Genomic DNA, 18,727 nt, shown 5'->3' on the forward strand with positions numbered 1-18,727 from the left:
AATCGTTATTCTTAATTAACTACATTTATTCTAACACCTTTACTATGGCTACTAAACTCTGGAGCATACATGCTTTGAATAGTTGTAATACCATTACTAAAGTTACCTGCATTGTTGACACGTAAGTCATATTCGAAAATATACACTCCTTTTGGCAAATATTCTATAAAAAAATTGGTTGAAGCATCTTTGGTGCTTTGGTAATATCCTAAACTATCTTGCCATTTATATTGTGAAAGTATACTTATGGGCTCCAAACCACTGGCTCTCATGTCTTTCAAATGTACAAATTCCATTGGTCTATCTACATTTAATGCAATTCTAATTGTTATTAAATCGCCAACTTTTAAAGTTGAGTTTTGGGTCACTTCTGTTAATTCTTTTCCAAAAGCTGTATTAGATTTTAGAAAGATTTTTTTTGATAATTTTAAAGCTGTTTCAGCCGAAGTAATTTTATCTAAATCTTCAAAATATTGCCAGTACAAACTACCCCAAGCAATGCCATTATTTTGTTTGGTTAATGTTACTTTGCTCATAGTTGGAGTAATTTCATGACTATTCCAAGAGATTTTAAAATACCCTGTTCCAGCTTCTATTGAAATATTTTCATCTTTGGTAGGTTCAATTATATTTTCACCAATTTTAACTTTAATATTTTCATTAACAGACAACCATTCACTTCCTTGCAATAATAAAGCGTAGATGGCTTCAGTTGTGGCTTTTGTGGTTTTCCAACTATGGGTTTGTTTGTTTTTTAACAACCAAATTTTTAATGCATCTATTGTTGTAGTTTTATTTTCAATTTCAGTAAATGTTTCAATTAATAATGCTTGTGTTTCAATAGGAGCTTGGTACCAATTTAAATTGCTCGAGTTTTCTTTCCAATACATTCCTAATTCATCTGATGAGATGCTATTTTCTTTTAAAGATTTTAAGATGGTTAAAGCAACTTTAGGGTTTTTGTTTCTATGTTGAATTAACGCTATCAATCCTTTAGAATATAAATTGAAATCTGTCCAATAAGTGGCAGCTTGCTTTGTATAATAGTCAACAGCAGTTTTAACTTTAGCATTTATTTTTACATTTTTAAAGAAGCTTCTCATATATAAATAATGCAGTTGGGTGGTTGTTAAATGATTTTTATTTAAAAAATTGGCAACCGCTTTTTCCTTTTCTTTTTTACTACTTTTTTTATCCCCAATTTTTTCAGCTTCTTTAAGTAACTTTGTGTAATCATCTAAAATTTCTTCATCTAAAAAATGAATGGCTTTAAGCATCATTTTTTCAGTATCATTATTTTCTACAACATTTAATTGTTTTAAATGACCATAGCTTGAAACAATATGTTGCGTAATATACCTATTAGGATACTTACTTCCTTTAAACCAAGGAAAACCACCATTATTAAATTGGAATTCTTTTAGTTTGTTTAAGGCCCTTTCTTGTTCATTTTTCATAATGTTTAAGTCAAATAATAAGCCAATTCTCTTTTTTTGTTCAGTTTCATTCTGTGCATCTCTTAACCAAGGAGTTTCTTGAATAAGAATAGATTTTAATGCTTCATTTTTTTCTAAATTTGAAATTAAAGCATCACTATTTTTCCAAAGGTTAAAAACCTCTTGAATTTTTGGGTTCGAATTTGCTATATGACTTGCAAGTGCGTTTGCATAGTAGCGAGCAAATGTCTGTTCTGAACATTCGTAAGGGTATTCTATTAAATAAGGTAAGCTTTGGACTGCATACCAAGCAGGATTTGAAGTAATTTCAAGAGTTAATTTATGATTTTTTAAAGTTGATGAATGGTTGTTTTTTAATTTATCTAAGCTAAATGTTTTAGTTTCACCACTTTTTACCCACATTGGTAAGGTTTCAGTAACTAACATTCTATTAGATAATACAGGTAATACATTTTGTTCTCCATCGCTAAATTCATCTGCTTTTGCTACTATTTTATATTGTATTGCTTGTATTTCTTCAGGAATATTTAGCGTCCAATTAATTTGAGTGTTTCCTTTACTATCAACTGTAAAATTTTGATTTGTATTGTTTTGTCCAATTAAATAATTGAGCTCTTTTCCAGAGAGTGCATCTGTGAGAATAAGTTGAGCAATTCCATTTAATTTTTTTTCTGACAGATTGGAAATTTTACTAGAAAACTGTACCATATCACCTTCTCTTAAAAAACGTGGCGGATTTGGTAATACCATTAATTTTTTTTGAGTAACGGTAGTTAAGTTTTTGGTTGCATAAGCTAGTTCTTTGGTATGTGCTAATAGCTGAAGTTTCCATTGTGTTAAGGCTTCTGGCACTGTAAAGCTAAAGCTTACATTTCCATTATCGTCAGTTTGTAAGTGTGGATAAAAGAAAGCAGTTTCCTGAAAGTTTTTACGTATTTTAACTGACGATATATCTATACTATTTGTAGGAATATCTTTTTCTTGTTGTTTACCAAGAGCTGTAACTACTACTTCATTAAGTTCAGCATTGTTATCCATTGCAAATGCAACTTCTTCAACTTCTTCTACAACATCTGTTTCAACTTTAGCACCTCTAATTAAAATATTGTAGTTGCGTCCAAATCTAAACCCAAACCAATTAAAACTGTCAAATACTTGTTGAGGATAGTTAAAATTGTAGTGCTGAGAATTTAGAATTCTAAAGTAAGTGTTTCCAAAACTACGATTTGCATTTCTGTTAAACCTTGAATAATAGTTTGGCTGTTCAACTGGATTAAACTCCCAATGGTGATTTTTAAATTGATCTAAAGAAGCATCGTACATACTTGCTAGCAATTCAGCGGCAATTTTTTCGCCTTTTTCACCTTTTAATTTAAAACTCCAAGTTTCATTTTGTCCTGGTTGTAAATGATCTCTAAACGTACTAGTTTCAATTTCTAATTTTTTTTCAGGGAAGGGAACAGAAATAGGTAGAGTTCCATGTTGAAATGAATTAAATTTGCTATAACTATAATGTATTGCAAAGCCGCCAACATCATTTTTACTTACAGGAATTTTTATAAGTTTAGAGGTATTATTTAGTTGGATAATTTGAGTGCTTACTATATGATTGTTTTTTTCAATATCAATAGTAACAACCATGTTTTTTGATGCAGAACCTATTTTTAACAATACATTTTCGTTAGGTTGATATTTAGTTTTGTTATGAGAAATTTCAAATAACTGAGCATCAGCAACTTTGGTTTCCTTTAAATCATTTATGGTAAATATTTCTTTTGCAGTCACAATTTCGTTGAATTTGTCCGTAGTTTCAATCTCAACAATATATTTGCCAGGAAGCCATTTTTTTATTTTTTTAAGTTCAATTTTTGAAGCTATAGAAGTGTCAAAATTTTCTTGAAAAACCAACGATCCTTTTTGCCAATTTCTTTCATCATTTTCATCTTGATACGCTTCATGTGGAAATTTGTGCTCAAATTCTTGTTTTGGGATTTGTTGAAAATCTGGAGATGGCCAAGGGCGCTTTCTTAAAATACGTTCTGGGGCATTTAACTTGTATATTTTTAAAATTCCTTTACTATTTACTAATTGATTATTTAGGTTTTTTGTTTCAAATAAAATGGTAGTTGTTTTGCTGTTTTTATAAATGTTTTTAGGAACACTTAAATTAGCAGTTAGTGCTTGGTAGCCAACTTTTACCTGAGCGTTTGCAGTTCTAGTTTCTCCATTTATATCGGTAACATCGGCAGTAATTTCGTAAATAAATATGGGCGCATTGTCTTTGTTAATACTTTTATCTGGAATTGCTTCAAAAGTAATATTAAAGTTTCCTTCTAAATCGGTAATAGTTTCGCCGTGTGTAATTTCTTGAGCTTTGGAGGTGTTAAAACTTGGACGATACCAATAATACCATTTAGGATATTGAGCTTTTCTATGAACGCGATAAGTTACTTTGGCATTGCTTATAGTACTTCCTGAATATGCTTGTGCATTTCCATGAATTGTAATTTGATTATTTAATTGATAGCTCTCAGTTATTGGTTGAAAGGATGCTTCAAACTTTGGTCGTTTGTATTCTTCTACTGAAATTTGTGCTTCATCATTTTCAAAGTAAAAATCTACAGTATCATAAAATTTACTTTTGTATTTATAACTTTCGTCAATTAAAATAGTGTACTGGCCTGTCAATCCATTATTTGGTAAAATAAATTGTCCAGAAACTGCTCCAAAATCATTTAATTTTAAATCTAATTGTTGAATTTCTTGACCGTTAGGGTCTTCTAAAATAAGTTCAACAAATTCATTTGTGAAAACTTGTGAGTTTTCTTTGGTTTTTTTTACAAATATTCCTTTAAAGTATACAGTTTGCCCAGGTCTGTATATACTTCTGTCTGTAAAAAGAAACGGTTTAATGGTTATTTCTTCTTGAGGTTTATTAATTGGAGAATTATTTGTGTGATAAAGATAATAGTCCCTAAAAGCAGCTTCTTCGTTATTGAAACTTATAAAAAAATTCACATTTCTGTGGTATTGATTGGTTTTAAATTCAAATTCTCCCAGGTTGTTTGTAGTAAATTTTCGATTAATTGGAGCGTTGTATTTTCCAGTATTATAATTTTTAAGATGGACTTTTGCTCCTACCAGTGGTTGACCAGTATTTCTATCAATTACTTGAAAACTATTGGTGTCGTTTTTATCATTTAGTACTAAAGCAATATTTGTTACTTGAAGTACGCTGGTTGCTATAACGCTAGATTGATGTAAGTTTTGACCATTATAAGCTACAATTAGATAGCTGTTATTGTTTAGCGGAGGAATGATTACTTCGGTTGTATGATTTTGATAATCATTCACAGTTTTCAGCTTTTGTTCGAAATTTGTAGAGGCTTTTTTATTGTTGAAAAAGCCAATTTTATCTTCAATTTTATTGAACTGATTGAATTGTACGATTTCATTTTGATTCATGTTATAAATTGCAAAGTTCAAAAACTCAACATTTTTATAAGTTACAAGTACTTTACTATACAAATTTGTAGGAATATACTTTTCAGCAAGAATATGAAATGTTTTTTCTTCTATTTGTTGTTTTAAAGCCTTACATTTTTTAGCTCCAAAACTGTTTGGAAAATTTTTAATAGCCTTGTTGCAAATTTCTAAAGCTGCTACTTTTTTAAATTGGTTGTTGTTTTTTGAAGGGTATTCATTGGCTTGTTCGTTGTAAATTGAAGCGATTTCAAAATCAATTAAAGTTGAAGCCTCAGCGCTAATAAACTCTTGTTTTAATTTTAGTAATTCTTTTAAATAAATGTTGTTTTTATCATTAAAAGTTGCGTGTTGCTTTACAAATTGTAAGCGGGCTAAATTAGCACTTATTAAGGCATTTTTATTATTGGTTTTAATATGAAAAGCTATTAAGTTTTGATAGATTTTTAAAGCGTTTAATTCTAATGATAAAGAATCTTTTGCGTTAAGTTCTATAACTGAAAATTGCTGGTAATTAGTTAAATATTTTGGAGTGTTAATTTCAAATTGATAGCTTGGTTTTGTTATAGAAGTTTCAGAAGTTTTATAAAATTCTAAAGCATTGTATGATAAAAAGTCAAATAAAGTTGGCCTGTATTTTTTTGAATTTTTTTGAAGGTTTAAAATAGCATCAAAATTATTCAATGTTGTTTGTTGAGCCATTAACCCATTTTTTAATGAATTTTGAAAATGCATATGAATTTCTGAAAATAGAGTTGTTAAATCCCAGGTTCTAAAATCTATAGCATCAATTTTTTGATTGGTTTTAGTACGATTATAAAATTTGTACCTATTTTGTTGAAAATATTGCCAATATAAATTTGCGAGTACACTTTCTAAAATGTTTTTGGTAGGAAATTCAACAGTAGAGATTTCTTGTTTGAAATTATTAATAATTTTTAATTGAGCATCTTCTTCAAGAATTAAAGCATATTTAGACTTGTAAAGTAAGCTTTTAATAAGTTGTGAACTGTTATTTTCTTTGGCTGCTTTTTCAAAAATTTGAACAGCTATTTTTAAGGCAGATTTTGGTAAATCTTTTTTTTCAAAATTGTCAATGCTTTTCCATAAAACATCATAATCTTCATTTTTTTGAGCATTAGCAAAGTTTGAAAATAAAAGAATAGTAATTAATGTGAGTGCAACTTTTTTCATAATTTATTAACTTAAAATAATACAATTAGCAAAAGTTATACCTAAAATAAGTTGAATTGAAAAAAAATAAAATTTTCTAGAATTTAGTTAAGAATTACAAATTCGCATCTTCGGTTAATTGCATGTTCTTTTTCATTACACATCCAGTCTTTTGAGCAACGATTTAAAAGTTGTGTTTCTCCATATCCAACAGATTTAACTCTAAGATTAGCAATACCTTGACTTAAAAGATATGCTCTTACAGATTTAGCTCGTTTGTGTGATAGTTCTATATTGTAAGAGTTGGAACCTCGGCAATCAGTGTGAGCACCAATTTCTATAACCATATTGGGGTATTTTTTCATAATAGTTACAATGCTTTCTAATTCAATTTTAGCATCTGAACGGATATTCCACTTGTCGAAATCAAAAAATATTGGATTTATTTTTATTTGAGTTTTACCATTTTCTTTAACAATTTGTTTTTCTGCATCTTCATAAGATTCAAGTAATAAAAAGATATCTTTATTGATGTTTCCTTTGGAATCTGTAGAAAAACTTACTTCTGCAGGATTAAATAATTTTAATGTGCCTTTAAGTTTGTAATGGTTATTTGGTTTAATTTCAAAAGAATAAGCGGCGTCTTTTTCTGTAATTTTGGTTTCAATAATCTCATTTTGATCATTCAACAAAGTAACTGTTGAGCCGGGTAATATTTCAAGAGTATTTTTGTTTTTTGCTTGTCCAGAAACATAGTATTTTTTTAGTTGAGTAAATGAGTATATGTCATCGTCGCCTTTACCCCCTGATCTATTTGAAGAAAAATATCCTTTTTCATCATTTTCATCAATTACAAAACTAAAATCATCTAAATTACTGTTAATGGGCGCTCCTAAATGAACTGGGGTTGTAAAGTTGTTATTTATAATTTCACTTTTAAATACATCTAAACCACCCAAGCCAATATGTCCATCAGAAGCAAAATAAAGGATATTATTTTTGCTTATAAAAGGAAACTGTTCGCGTTGTTCGGTATTAATTTTAGGCCCTAAATTTATAGGTTTTCCATAAGATCCATTTTTGTTAATTTCAACTACAAATAAATCAAATGAACCTATAGTGCCAGGCATATCAGAAGAAAAGTAAAGTTGAGTTTCATTATAATTTAAAGCTGGATGTTCTATGGAGTAATTATTGCTATTAAAAGGAAGCTCAGTAACATTTGTCCAATGGTTGTTTATAAGTTGAGCTTTGTATATTTTTAAGTGTGTAACTTTATGCTTGTCTCTTTGCTTTTTGTTATTGATAAAGCTATTCCTTGTAAAATACATGGTTTTACCATTTTTAGTAACAATTGCATTTGATTCATGTAGTTTTGTATTGATGTTTCCTGCAATTGGTTTTGGGGTAATAATATCACCGCTTTCAGTTAAAATAGCTTCAAATAAGTCTAAATAGGGCTGTTCATTCCATTGGTAGGAGTTTCCTTCGTTTCTAGTTGAAGAAAAGATAATTTTATCATTAAAAAAACTAGCTCCAAAATCTGAATATGTAGTATTTGCTGTTACATTTTGAATGGTAATTGGATAGGTGTTTTTGGTGTTTTCGTTTATAGTATTAGTTTCAGTGACTTTTTTTCTGGTTAATTCTTTTTTTTCTAAATATTTAGTGTACCATAACTCAGCTTCTTTTAATTGATTGGTTCCTTTTAATGTTTGTGAATATTTAAAAAAATAGGTTGAGTTAACATCTTTTTCGAACGATTGTAATAATAACTTATACCAGTGAGAAGCGGGTTCCATCTTAGTGTTAAAATAGTAACAATCTCCTAACCTCTCTAAAATTTCTTGAGTTTTAGGTTCAATTTTTAAATATAATTCAGCAGCAGAAATATAAGCTCTAGTTTCAAATAAATGATTTGCTCGTTTTAAATTTTGTGCGTTTGTGTAGTTTGTTATTAGGATGAACACCCAAATTATATACTGTATTTTTTTCATTTTTTTGAGCATTTAGTTAAAAGAATCTAGGGGATTTATCATATCCTTTTGTACCCATAATTGCTAAATCATATAGCATAAATAATTCATGTGATCCAGAATTAAAAGGTCCTAAATTAGAGATGGTGTGATCATAAGCATACCCAATTCTAAATTCAGGAGTAATTTTAAAATTAATAAGCCCACTAAAAGCATCTTCCAATCTATAGCCTAAACCAAATTCTACGTTATCATTAAATAAAATATTTGTAGTAAAGTCAATAGTTATTGGAGCACCTTTCACCGCTTTTGCCATAAAAGCAGGTTTTAATTTTAATTGAGGGTTAATTTTAAATACATAACCGCTTGTTAAAAATAGGTGAGGTTCTTCTGTACCTTTATATTTACCATTATTTCTATCGAGATGTTTAGCTTTTAAAATTGTGGGAACTGACACTCCTAAATAAAAATTATGGGTGTTATAGTAAATACCTGTGCCAATGTTAAAATAGGATTGATGAATATTATCTGCAAAATTTGGGTCAGAAAAAACATCGCCAGATTCCAATTCAAAACCATTAAAATCTACATCAAAAAGCGTAGCACCTATTTTTAAACCAAAGGATAAATTTCCATGAGATTCTAAATTTAATTTGTAGGCAATATCAGCATACAAATTATTTTCTTTAACAACTTCACCTATATTATCGTTAATTAATGAAAAACCAACTTCAATAGTTTCACTTATTGGAGTATGAACAAATAAATTTGATGATTTAGGTGCTCCAATTACTCCAACCCATTGCGTTCTGTGTAAAGCACCAATGTTTACAAACCCTAGGTTATCTGTTGTATAAGCAGGGTTTACAACACTCATATTGTACATATATTGTGTAAATTGAGCATCTTGCTGCGACCACATAAATATTGTTGTAAAAACGAGGATAAATTTTAAAAGTATTTTTTTCATTTTTAACGACTTATATATAACCTCCCTTGTATTGGTTTTTTAGCACTCTCATTAAAGTAAATTATAAAATAGTAAACTCCTGTTGGTACCAATTCATCAGTTCCATATAGCCTTCCATTCCAATCAACTTTTGAGGCATTTGAAGTATAGACTTTAGCACCCCATCGATTGAAAAACTCTACCTTAAAATTAGGATACAGTTCTCGTAAATATTTAATATGAAAAGTGTCATTATTCCCATCTCCATCAGGCGAAAATCCATCGTAAATTTCAATATCATACGCTTCACAAGCGTTTAATGTTACTGTTACAGCTAATGGAGTTGGACTGGTACATCCACTTTCATTTTTCTCAACAGCATAATAAGTTTTTCCTTCTATTAAAATTTCTGACATTGAAAGTATGGATCCATTTGGATATGAATTGTACCAAATAATCTCTCCGTCATTTGCTGTCGAAACGTTTAAGTTAAGTTCAAAAAGTGTAGGGTTGTTAATTTTACAGAATTTATTTCCTGAAGGAGTAATTGTAGGTGTTTCAACATTTATTAAGGAAACCGTTGTCACTATCCTTATGGAGCTTTCACAATTTGTTGATGAATTTACTTGTGCTGCCCAATAACTAACACCATCAAGTAATTCTGTTGTAGCACTTAAAGGTGTTGTATCATTTTCTGAGATATACCAAACTACATTATTGCCCTCAACTTGAAGATCTGTAATAGTTGGGTTGTCAGATTTACAAAAAGTTTGTACGGTATTTTCAATTACTGGAGGAGCTGTTTCTACCATTTTTACTGTAACTATTAACCTAGAGGTGCTTTCACATCCTGTAGCATCATTTACGGAAGCGGCCCAATAATCTTCTCCATCGATTAATAATTCCGTTGGATTTAAAGCTGTTGTTGAATTTTCAGTTTCAAACCATACAATTGATTCTCCATCAGCTTCTAAATTAGCAACAGTAGGGTTATTGACAGTACAAAATAGTTGAGTTGTATCAGAAGTTGTAGGTACAATTGGGTTTATTATAGTTACATTAACAAGAAGCCTGCTATTGCTTTCACAACTATTATTTGTTTGGCTCGCCCAGTAATCTTCACCATCAACTAATAGTTCATTTTCATTTAATGGAGTTAATGAGGTTTCAGTGTCATACCAAGTTAAATTTGTTCCATTAGCATTTAAATTGGCAATGGTTGGTTTGTTTGGTAAATAATTTTGAACACAAAAGTTCTGATTTATTACTGTACTTGTTGGAGGTGGAGTTGAAATTATAGAAGCGGTAATTTTTAACCTTGAACTACTTTGACAGCCATTAGAATTGGTTTGTGCAGCCCAATAATTTGCTCCATCAACTAAAAGTTCCTCTTCATTTAGTGGAGTTGATGAAGTTTCGGAAGCATACCAAAGGATGTTTGTTTCATGAATGCTTAAATTTTCAATGGTAGGATGATCAACTTCACAAAAAGTTTGAGTTGTTTGAGATGTTGTTGGAGTTTCAACCTCTATAAGATGAGCTATAATTTTTAATCTAGAAGCACTTTGACAACCATTAGTATCGGTTTGTGTAGCCCAATAATCTTCCCCATTAATGATTGGCTCATTTTCATTTAGTGGAGTTGATGAAGTTTCAGTATCATACCATAATAAATTTGTTCCATTAGCAATTAAATTAGTAATGGTTGGGTTGTCATTTTTACAAAAATTCTGATTGGTTTCAGTGGTGGTAGGTAGAGGAACACTTATAATGTTAGCACTAACTTTTAATCTTGAATTGCTTTGGCAACCAGATGCATTAGTTTGACTTGCCCAATAATCTTCTCCATTTATAATTGGCTCATTTTGATTTAGTGGTGTTGATGAGGTTTCAGAGTCGAACCAAAGTATATTGCTTCCTTCTGCGTTTAAATTTGCGATTATTGGATTGTTAATTTCACAAAAAGTTTGTGTTGTTGAATTTGTTGTTGGGGGTGGTGTTTCAGTAATATTAACAGTGATGCTGGCAGAATTACTTGGACAAACTCCTAAGGTACTTGAAACAGTATAGATATAGGTTCCAATAGTATTAATATTGGGTTCAAAAGTACCTAAATAACCATTTGATAATTCACTAGGACCTGACCAAGTACCTGTAGTTTCAGGATTACCACCTAATATTTCAAATAAATTAGTGGTTTCTAAATCAATTTCGCAAACTATATATGAATTGCTTTCTCCTGAATTAGGTACAGAATCGATTGCTACAATTGTTTGAGAACGAATACTACTTTCACAAGGAAAAGAAATTTCAGCAGCCCAATAGTCTTCACCATTTATTAAAAGTTCATCGGGAGACAAAGGGGTAATAGAAGTTTCAGAATCGTACCAAATTATGTTTGTGCCAGCTGCTTGTAAGTTGCTAACGGTTGGATCTGGAGGAGCACAAAATGACTGAAATGGTTCAGTAGTTGGAGGAGGAGGATTAATGATGGTTACCGTGGTAGGAAATCGATCACTTACACAGCCATTTTCAGTTTGTTGTACCCAATATGTTTTACCATCAATTAAAAGTTCATCGTTTGGTAAAAGGTTTCCTCCAGTTTGGGCATCAAACCATTCAATATTTGTTCCTGTAGCTGATAAATCTGCTACTGTAGGGTTGTTGCTAGCACATTTTCCAACAAAAACATCCACATCTTTTGGAATATCTCCATAAACTTCTACAGAAATAGCAAGTCTGCTAGTGCTACATCCTCCATTACTAATATCATCAGCATAGTAAATGGTGTCATCTATTAATAAATCGGTTAACTTATATTCATTTCCTCCAGAAGGAGCATCGTACCAAGCAATAAGAGTTCCAGATACTATTAAGCTTTCTATAGTATTGTTATCATTTTTACAAAAAGTTTGAATAGGTTCACCAGAGGGGATATCATTTGTGCATTGGGCATTTGAATTTAAATTACTACATAATAAAATAAATATAAATAGCAATACAGTTTTATAGGAAATAGAAATCTCTTCTTTTTTCATATAAGTTAGTTAGTTTGATATACTTTTTTATAAAGTATAAGATAAGAATTTTTTTTAAGATGAGATTTAATTAAGATAGGAAAAAAAACAAGTTATAAACAGGTTATTAATAAATTTGTACTTCAATATTAGTCTTACTTTATGTACATTTGAACTAGCAAAATTATATAATAAATGAAAGTACATTTTATAGCTATTGGTGGTAGTGCAATGCATAATTTAGCCATAGCTTTACATAAAAAAGGATACCAAGTTACAGGAAGTGATGATGTTATATTTGAGCCATCAAAATCGAGATTAAATGATAGAGGACTATTACCTAGTGAATTTGGGTGGTTCCCAGAAAAAATTACTAATAAATTAGAGGTAATAATTTTAGGAATGCATGCCAAAGCTGATAACCCTGAATTGATAAAGGCTAAAGAGTTAGGACTTCAAATTTATTCTTATCCTGAGTTTTTATATGAACAATCCAAAGATAAAACAAGGGTTGTTATTGGTGGTTCGCATGGAAAAACTACCATTACTTCTATGGTACTGCATGTACTGAATTATCATGAAATGGATGTTGATTATATGGTGGGAGCGCAATTGGACGGTTTTGATACCATGGTTCACTTAACTTCAGAAAATGAATTTATAGTGTTGGAAGGCGATGAATATTTATCTAGTCCAATAGATTTAAGACCTAAATTTCATTTATATAAACCTAATATTGCACTTTTAAGTGGAATTGCTTGGGATCATATTAATGTTTTTCCAACTTTTGATAATTATGTAGAACAGTTTTCAATATTTACAAATTCATTAGTTAATGGAGGGATTATGGTGTATAATGAAGAGGATGAACTAGTAAAAAAAGTAGTTGAAGAATCTGAAAACCCTATTAAAAAATATCCTTATAAAACTCCAGATTACAAAATAAAAAATGGAACTACTTTTATTGAAACTTCTGATGGAGAAATGCCTTTAGAATTTTTCGGAAAACATAATTTACAAAACATGGCAGGTGCCAAATGGATTTGTCAGCATATGGGTATTGGTGAAGATGAATTTTATGAAGCAATTTCAAGTTTTAAAGGGGCAAGTAAAAGACTTGAAAAAATAGCTGAAAATAACAATACTGTAATTTTTAAAGATTTTGCACATTCACCAAGTAAAGTAGAAGCTACTACTAAGGCTGTTAAAAATCAGTATGCTGATAGAACCGTATTAGCTTGTTTAGAATTACACACTTACAGTAGCCTAAATGCAAATTTTTTAAGGGAATACGAAGGTGCTTTGGAAAGTGCAGATATTGCAGCTGTTTTTTATTCTCCACATGCTTTAGAAATTAAAAAACTTGAAAAAGTAACTGAAGAACAAATAAAAAAAGCCTTTAATAGAAGTGATTTAATTGTGTATACCAACCCTAAAGAATTTAAAGATTTTCTGTTTAATCAGAATTTTAAGAACACAGCATTACTTTTAATGAGTTCAGGAAATTATGGAGGTTTAGATTTTGAAAAATTCAAAGAACTTTTAGCTTAATATGACAACTGTCATAAGCGTTTAAATTTATTTAATCTAAATTATGATAATAATAATTTTATAAGTACTTTTGATAAAGGATAAATTAATCCTTTATTAATTAAAAAAACTTTTATGAAATCAATTTCAAAAGATAATTTAACGGTTTGTTTAGATGTAAGACCAATTTTAGCAAATGGCAATGATCCTTTTAATGAAATTATGGCTGTGGTTCAAAAGCTAGAAAAAGGACAAACACTTCAAATTATTAATACATTTCAGCCAATTCCTCTAATCAATAAATTAGAAAATAATGGTTATAAATCTTGGACAGAGCAACCTGAAATTGGAGTTTATCATACTTTTTTTAAAAAAGAGGAAGTGCTTACTTCAAATTTTGAGAATAAGAATGAAGAAGAAAGCTTAAAATTTGAAGCTTGTTATAAATCTTTTATTGGTAAATTGAAAAGTATAGATGTTCGTCATTTAGAAATGCCAGAACCAATGACTGCTATTTTAGAGGAGTTAGAACATTTACCTGAAAGTTTTGCGCTGTTTGTGGACCATAAAAAAGTACCACAATTTTTATTGCCTGAATTAGAAGAAAGAGGGTTTGAAATATTATTTCATAAAAAATCTTTAACTCATATACAGTTACTAATTTTTAAAAAATAATGCTTTGAATGGCTTAAAAACAAATAACGCTCCAAATAGTAGTGTGGTTGTTCCTCATTTTATTTTTGGAGCCATAAGCTTTTTTTTACTGGCTGTAATGCTATTTTTATCAAGCTCAAACTTGTTAGAAGTTTACTTTAATAATAAGTTGGTAGCGATCACTCATATGGGAGTTTTAGGCTGGGCTACTATGATTATTTTTGGGGCTTTATATCAATTAATACCAGTGGTATTCGAAACCGCTTTGTTTAGTGAAAAATTAGCAAAGTTTACATTTTGGATTTCAGTATTTAGCGTATGTTTTTTATGTTATTCTTTTTGGGTGGCTTCTTATACCATATTGCTGCCTTATGCATCTTTATGTATGTTTTTTTCATTACTGCTGTTTGTAGTCAATGTTTTACTTTCTCACCAAAAATCAGCTATAAAAAATTGGTCATCTAGGTTAGTGGTTGCTGCAATTATTTGGCTTTTGATAACAGAAATTTTAGGAACTTTAGTCGCTTTAAATTTTAAATTTAATTTTTTTAATGAAACTCATATACATTATCTAAAAATACATGCAACCATTGGCTTAGTAGGGTGGTTTCTATTATTAATTATTGGGGTAGGTTCTACTTTAATTCCAATGTTTTTAATTTCACATGAATTAAATAAAAACAAACTAAAGGCTTCATTTTACTTTATAAATATAGGGTTGTTATTATTTATTTTAAATGGGTTTTTTATAAATGTTTCAAGTTTAATTTATATAAATTGGCTTTTAATTGCTTTTGGAGTTTTGTTTTTTGTGTCCTTTATTTTTGATTCATTTAAAAAAAGAATGCGTAAAAAATTAGATGTTGGTATGCAATACTCTATGATAGCAATTGCTTCAATTTTATTACCAATAGTTATAAGTAGTGTTTTAATTTTAAGATTTAATATTCAATTTGAATTGCTTTCTCGTATAACAATATTTTACGGATTTTCAATCTTATTTGGATTTATAACAACTTTAATTTTAGGTCAAACTTATAAAACACTTCCTTTTATTATTTGGCTTGATAGGTATAAAAAATTAGTTGGTAAAATAAAAACACCATTACCACGAGAACTATACTCTAACAGAATAGCTTCAATTCAATTTTACCTGTATTTAATATTTATCATACTAACTCCAATAGGGGTTTTATTGAATCAAGAAATTATAGTTAAATTAGGGTGTTTTACACTGTTATTAGTAAGTGTTTTGTATATGATGAACGTATTTAAAATTATTTTACATAAAGTAAAACCTATTGAAAATGAATAAACAACAAATTACCGAATTTGAATTAAAAACTTTAGAACTTCTAAAATCAGTTATGGATCCTGAAATAGAAATTAATATTGTTGATTTAGGATTGATATATGAATTGTATTATGATGGTGATAAAAAAATTAATATTGTTATGACATTTTCTACACCTGCTTGTCCATTAGGAGAAACAATTATTTCAAATATAAAAGAAACTATAAAGCAAAAACACCCCAATTTTGAAACCGTAATTGATGTTGTTTTTCATCCTCAATGGAATAACACAATGGTAAGTGAAGAGGGAAGAAAAATTTTAGGATTGTAAAATCTGGTTAACACTTTTTCCAAAAAAAAGGAGTAAACAATACTAAAACCGTAAATAGTTCTAATCTTCCAATTAGCATTAAAAATGAGCAAAGCCATTTTGCAGGAATTGATAAATGCTCAAAATTATCAACCGGGCTTACTGAGCCTATTGCTGGACCAATATTACCTAGTGAAGAAGTGGCTGCTCCCATAGCAGATTGAAAATCGAGTCCAAATAAGGTAAGTAAAATAGATCCAGTAATAAAAATACCCATATACAAAATAAAAAAAGCAAGGATATTATAAACAATATTTTTTGGTACTGGATTGCCATCATACCTTATAGGAATTATAGCATTAGGGTGCAATTGTTTTTTAAATTCGAGCAAACTATTTTTTATCATAATAATGTGCCTCACAATTTTTACCCCACCACTTGTGGAACCTGCAGAACCTCCAATAAAGAATAAGGAAAACATAAGCATGGTTGCTAATGAATTCCACATTGTAAAATCTGCAGTAACAAAACCTGTGGTGGTTAGTACAGAAGTTATTTGAAATATTGCATGTCTAAAAGCACTTTCAGTTTCTCCCCAAGGTTTAGGGTGATTTACTGTGGTTACTAAGTTAGGATCTTGGTGATTAACTATTAAAAAAGTTATGATAATGGTTAATCCTAAAATGCCAAAAAAGAAATATTTAAACTCTTCACTATTGAGTACCTTTCTAACTTTTCCTTTTAGTACAAAATAGGTAAGTATAAAGTTAGTTCCTGCAACAAACATAAAAAATGTAATAATGTATTGTATTATTGGAAAGTTATTATAATGAGCTACACTTGCATTTTTAGTTGAAAAACCTCCAGTACTCATTGTTGCCATTGCATGATTAATTGCATCAAACCATGTCATTCCAGCAATTTTAAGTAGGAAAAACTCTGTAAAGGTTAAAGAAAAGTAAATAATCCATAATCTTTTAGCAGTTTCAGTTATTCTTGGATGCATTTTATCAGCTGATGGACCTGGAGCTTCTGCCATAAATAACTGCATACCACCAATGCCTAATAAAGGTAAAATAGCTACGGTAAGAACAATAATACCCATACCTCCAATCCAATGAGTGGCACTTCGCCAAAACAGAATTCCTTTTGGCATAGATTCGATATCAGTTAAAATAGAAGATCCAGTTGTTGAATACCCCGAAATTGTCTCAAAAAAAGCATTGGTGTAATTTGGAATTGCACCTGTAAAAACATAGGGAAGTGTTCCAGTGAATGACAACATTAACCACCCCAAAGTAACAATTAAATATCCTTCTTTTTTACCTAAATTTTTCTTTGCATTTCTATTAAAAAACCAAAGTAGAAAACCAATAATAATTGTTGTTAAACCAGCCTGTAGAATTCCCAATTGTTCAGGTTCATTATGGTATATGCTAAAAGGAACTGCAATAAGCATAAAAACACCATTTAACATAGATGTTAAGCCTAAAAAACTAATGATAATTTTTATGTTAAACTGCTTCATAAATTAATTGAATAGTTTTTCAACTTTATGAATAGCCTCTGGCAAACAGAAAACAACTGCTTTATCTCCAGCTAAAATTTGAAAATCACCAAAGGTCATGTGCGCTACACCATCTCTAATTACTCCACCAAAGACAGCTTTTTTTGTCAATTTTATATCTTTTACTAATTTTTTTGTTACTGATGAGTTTTCTTTTACTTTAAATTCTAACACTTCGGCATCTACATTATGTAAGTTTGCTAATTTTAAAACTTCTCCTTTTCTAACATGTTTAAAAATGGCGCTGGCTGCTAGTAATTTTTTATTAATTAAAGTGTCAATTCCTATGGTTTGTGAAATATTGATGTAATCCATGTTTTCAACTAAAGCAATTGTTTTTTTTACACCTTTTGATTTGGCAACCAAGCATGACATAATATTGGTTTCGGAATTTCCAGTTACAGCAACAAAAGCGTCCATTTCGGCAATGTTTTCTTCCTCTAAAAGTTCTACATCTCTACCATCACCTTTAATAATTAAAGCATTGGGTAATTTTTCTGCAACATCTTTAGCTCTTTCTTTATCAATTTCAATTAATTTAATATTGAAATTACTATCACATAAATTTCTTGCCGCTTTAACACCAATTTTACTAGCACCCAAAATCATTACATTTTTAACTCCAAACTGAGTTTTACCCATAAGCTTGTATAATTTTTTTATACTAGTTTGGGGAGCTGAAAAATAAATTTGATCGTAAGCTCTATAAATAGAATTCCCTCTTGGGATAATAGTTTCATCGCTATTTTCAGGTTTAATTGCAATGGTAATAAAATCTACATCAGAAAACCGTTCGCGAGCTTCTTGAACAGTTAAGTTAATTAATGGTGAGTTATACTCTAAAGTGCTTCCTAAGATGTTAAGAGTTCCATTTTCAAACTCAATAGTATCATTAAATGCAGATTGGTGTAATAACATTTTAATTTCATCAGCAGCTAATTCACCTGGAGAAATCATACTATCAATACCTAATTCACTAAAATCTATTTCAGAGTTTTGAGTAAATTCATGACTGGAAATTCTAGCAATTGTTTTTTTAACACCTAATTTTTTAGCAATTACGGCTAACATAAAATTGGTGTTTTGAGATTCAGTTACTGCTAAAAAAATATCTGCTTTATCAATGTTAATTTCTTTTAAAAGCTTTATAGAAGTTGCATCGCCTTTTTTTGTAATTACATCAATATGGTTGCTGGCATATTCAAGTCGTTCAGCATCAGTATCAATTAAATAGATGTCTTGAGACTCATAAGAAAGAAGTTTTGCTAAATGAAAACCTACATCTCCCGCACCTGCAATAATAATTTTCATGTTAAA

Annotated in this window: 10 protein-coding genes; 4 read left to right on the top strand and 6 right to left on the bottom strand. The window is 29.7% G+C overall.

The window, feature by feature from the left end; genetic code table 11:
* Nucleotides 1-11 precede the first annotated feature (11 nt).
* The 4 genes from Q0714_RS08795 to Q0714_RS08810 form a co-directional block, all read right to left on the bottom strand.
* Complete coding sequence (locus tag Q0714_RS08795; RefSeq protein ID WP_298264297.1) at nt 12-6,134, bottom strand: MG2 domain-containing protein; 6,123 nt, start codon at nt 6,132-6,134, stop codon at nt 12-14.
* Nucleotides 6,135-6,217: 83 nt separating this feature from the next.
* Nucleotides 6,218-8,110: an OmpA family protein gene (locus tag Q0714_RS08800; RefSeq protein ID WP_298264299.1), complete on the bottom strand. Its 1,893-nt coding sequence runs from the start codon at nt 8,108-8,110 to the stop codon at nt 6,218-6,220.
* Between the two features lie 16 nt (nt 8,111-8,126).
* Entirely contained in the window at nt 8,127-9,059 is a 933-nt protein-coding gene (locus tag Q0714_RS08805) for a type IX secretion system membrane protein PorP/SprF (RefSeq protein WP_298264300.1), read from the bottom strand.
* Nucleotides 9,060-9,061: 2 nt separating this feature from the next.
* Entirely contained in the window at nt 9,062-12,076 is a 3,015-nt protein-coding gene (locus Q0714_RS08810) for a gliding motility-associated C-terminal domain-containing protein (protein ID WP_298264302.1), read from the bottom strand.
* 174 nt (nt 12,077-12,250) lie between these two features.
* Here Q0714_RS08810 and murC point away from each other — a divergent pair, with 174 nt between their 5' ends.
* The 4 genes from murC to Q0714_RS08830 all read left to right on the top strand — a co-directional run bounded on the left by murC (nt 12,251) and on the right by Q0714_RS08830 (nt 15,864).
* The gene (gene murC / locus Q0714_RS08815) at nt 12,251-13,606 is read left to right on the top strand and encodes a Mur ligase family protein (RefSeq protein WP_298264303.1); all 1,356 of its coding nucleotides are present in this window, start codon (nt 12,251-12,253) and stop codon (nt 13,604-13,606) included.
* A gap of 114 nt (nt 13,607-13,720) precedes the next feature.
* Nucleotides 13,721-14,260, top strand: a complete 540-nt coding sequence (locus tag Q0714_RS08820) for a DUF2249 domain-containing protein (RefSeq protein WP_298264305.1) — start codon at nt 13,721-13,723, stop codon at nt 14,258-14,260.
* A 4-nt stretch (nt 14,261-14,264) separates the two neighbouring features.
* Complete coding sequence (locus tag Q0714_RS08825; protein WP_298264307.1) at nt 14,265-15,554, top strand: hypothetical protein; 1,290 nt, start codon at nt 14,265-14,267, stop codon at nt 15,552-15,554.
* Nucleotides 15,547-15,864, top strand: a complete 318-nt coding sequence (locus tag Q0714_RS08830; RefSeq protein ID WP_298264309.1) for a metal-sulfur cluster assembly factor — start codon at nt 15,547-15,549, stop codon at nt 15,862-15,864. The genes Q0714_RS08825 and Q0714_RS08830 overlap by 8 nt, the downstream gene beginning before the upstream one ends.
* Before the next feature lie 7 nt (nt 15,865-15,871).
* Here the strand turns inward: Q0714_RS08830 and Q0714_RS08835 are convergent, their stop codons facing one another.
* Together Q0714_RS08835 and trkA are read right to left on the bottom strand one after the other, a co-directional pair.
* A complete protein-coding gene (locus tag Q0714_RS08835) occupies nt 15,872-17,371 on the bottom strand; it encodes a TrkH family potassium uptake protein (protein WP_298264310.1) in 1,500 nt (499 codons plus the stop codon).
* A 3-nt stretch (nt 17,372-17,374) separates the two neighbouring features.
* Entirely contained in the window at nt 17,375-18,721 is a 1,347-nt protein-coding gene (gene trkA, locus Q0714_RS08840) for a Trk system potassium transporter TrkA (protein WP_298264312.1), read from the bottom strand.
* Nucleotides 18,722-18,727: the final 6 nt, after the last annotated feature.

The organism is uncultured Lutibacter sp., assembly GCF_947493565.1.
Lineage (GTDB): Bacteria > Bacteroidota > Bacteroidia > Flavobacteriales > Flavobacteriaceae > Lutibacter > Lutibacter aestuarii.

Bases quoted from the DNA above. Each gene is read 5' to 3' on its own strand.
- Q0714_RS08795 (WP_298264297.1), bottom strand. From the start codon at position 6,134: ATGAAAAAAGTTGCACTCACATTAATTACTATTCTTTTATTTTCAAAC.
- Q0714_RS08800 (WP_298264299.1), bottom strand. From the start codon at position 8,110: ATGAAAAAAATACAGTATATAATTTGGGTGTTCATCCTAATAACAAAC.
- Q0714_RS08805 (WP_298264300.1), bottom strand. From the start codon at position 9,059: ATGAAAAAAATACTTTTAAAATTTATCCTCGTTTTTACAACAATATTT.
- Q0714_RS08810 (WP_298264302.1), bottom strand. From the start codon at position 12,076: ATGAAAAAAGAAGAGATTTCTATTTCCTATAAAACTGTATTGCTATTT.
- murC (WP_298264303.1), top strand. From the start codon at position 12,251: ATGAAAGTACATTTTATAGCTATTGGTGGTAGTGCAATGCATAATTTA.
- Q0714_RS08820 (WP_298264305.1), top strand. From the start codon at position 13,721: ATGAAATCAATTTCAAAAGATAATTTAACGGTTTGTTTAGATGTAAGA.
- Q0714_RS08830 (WP_298264309.1), top strand. From the start codon at position 15,547: ATGAATAAACAACAAATTACCGAATTTGAATTAAAAACTTTAGAACTT.
- Q0714_RS08835 (WP_298264310.1), bottom strand. From the start codon at position 17,371: ATGAAGCAGTTTAACATAAAAATTATCATTAGTTTTTTAGGCTTAACA.
- trkA (WP_298264312.1), bottom strand. From the start codon at position 18,721: ATGAAAATTATTATTGCAGGTGCGGGAGATGTAGGTTTTCATTTAGCA.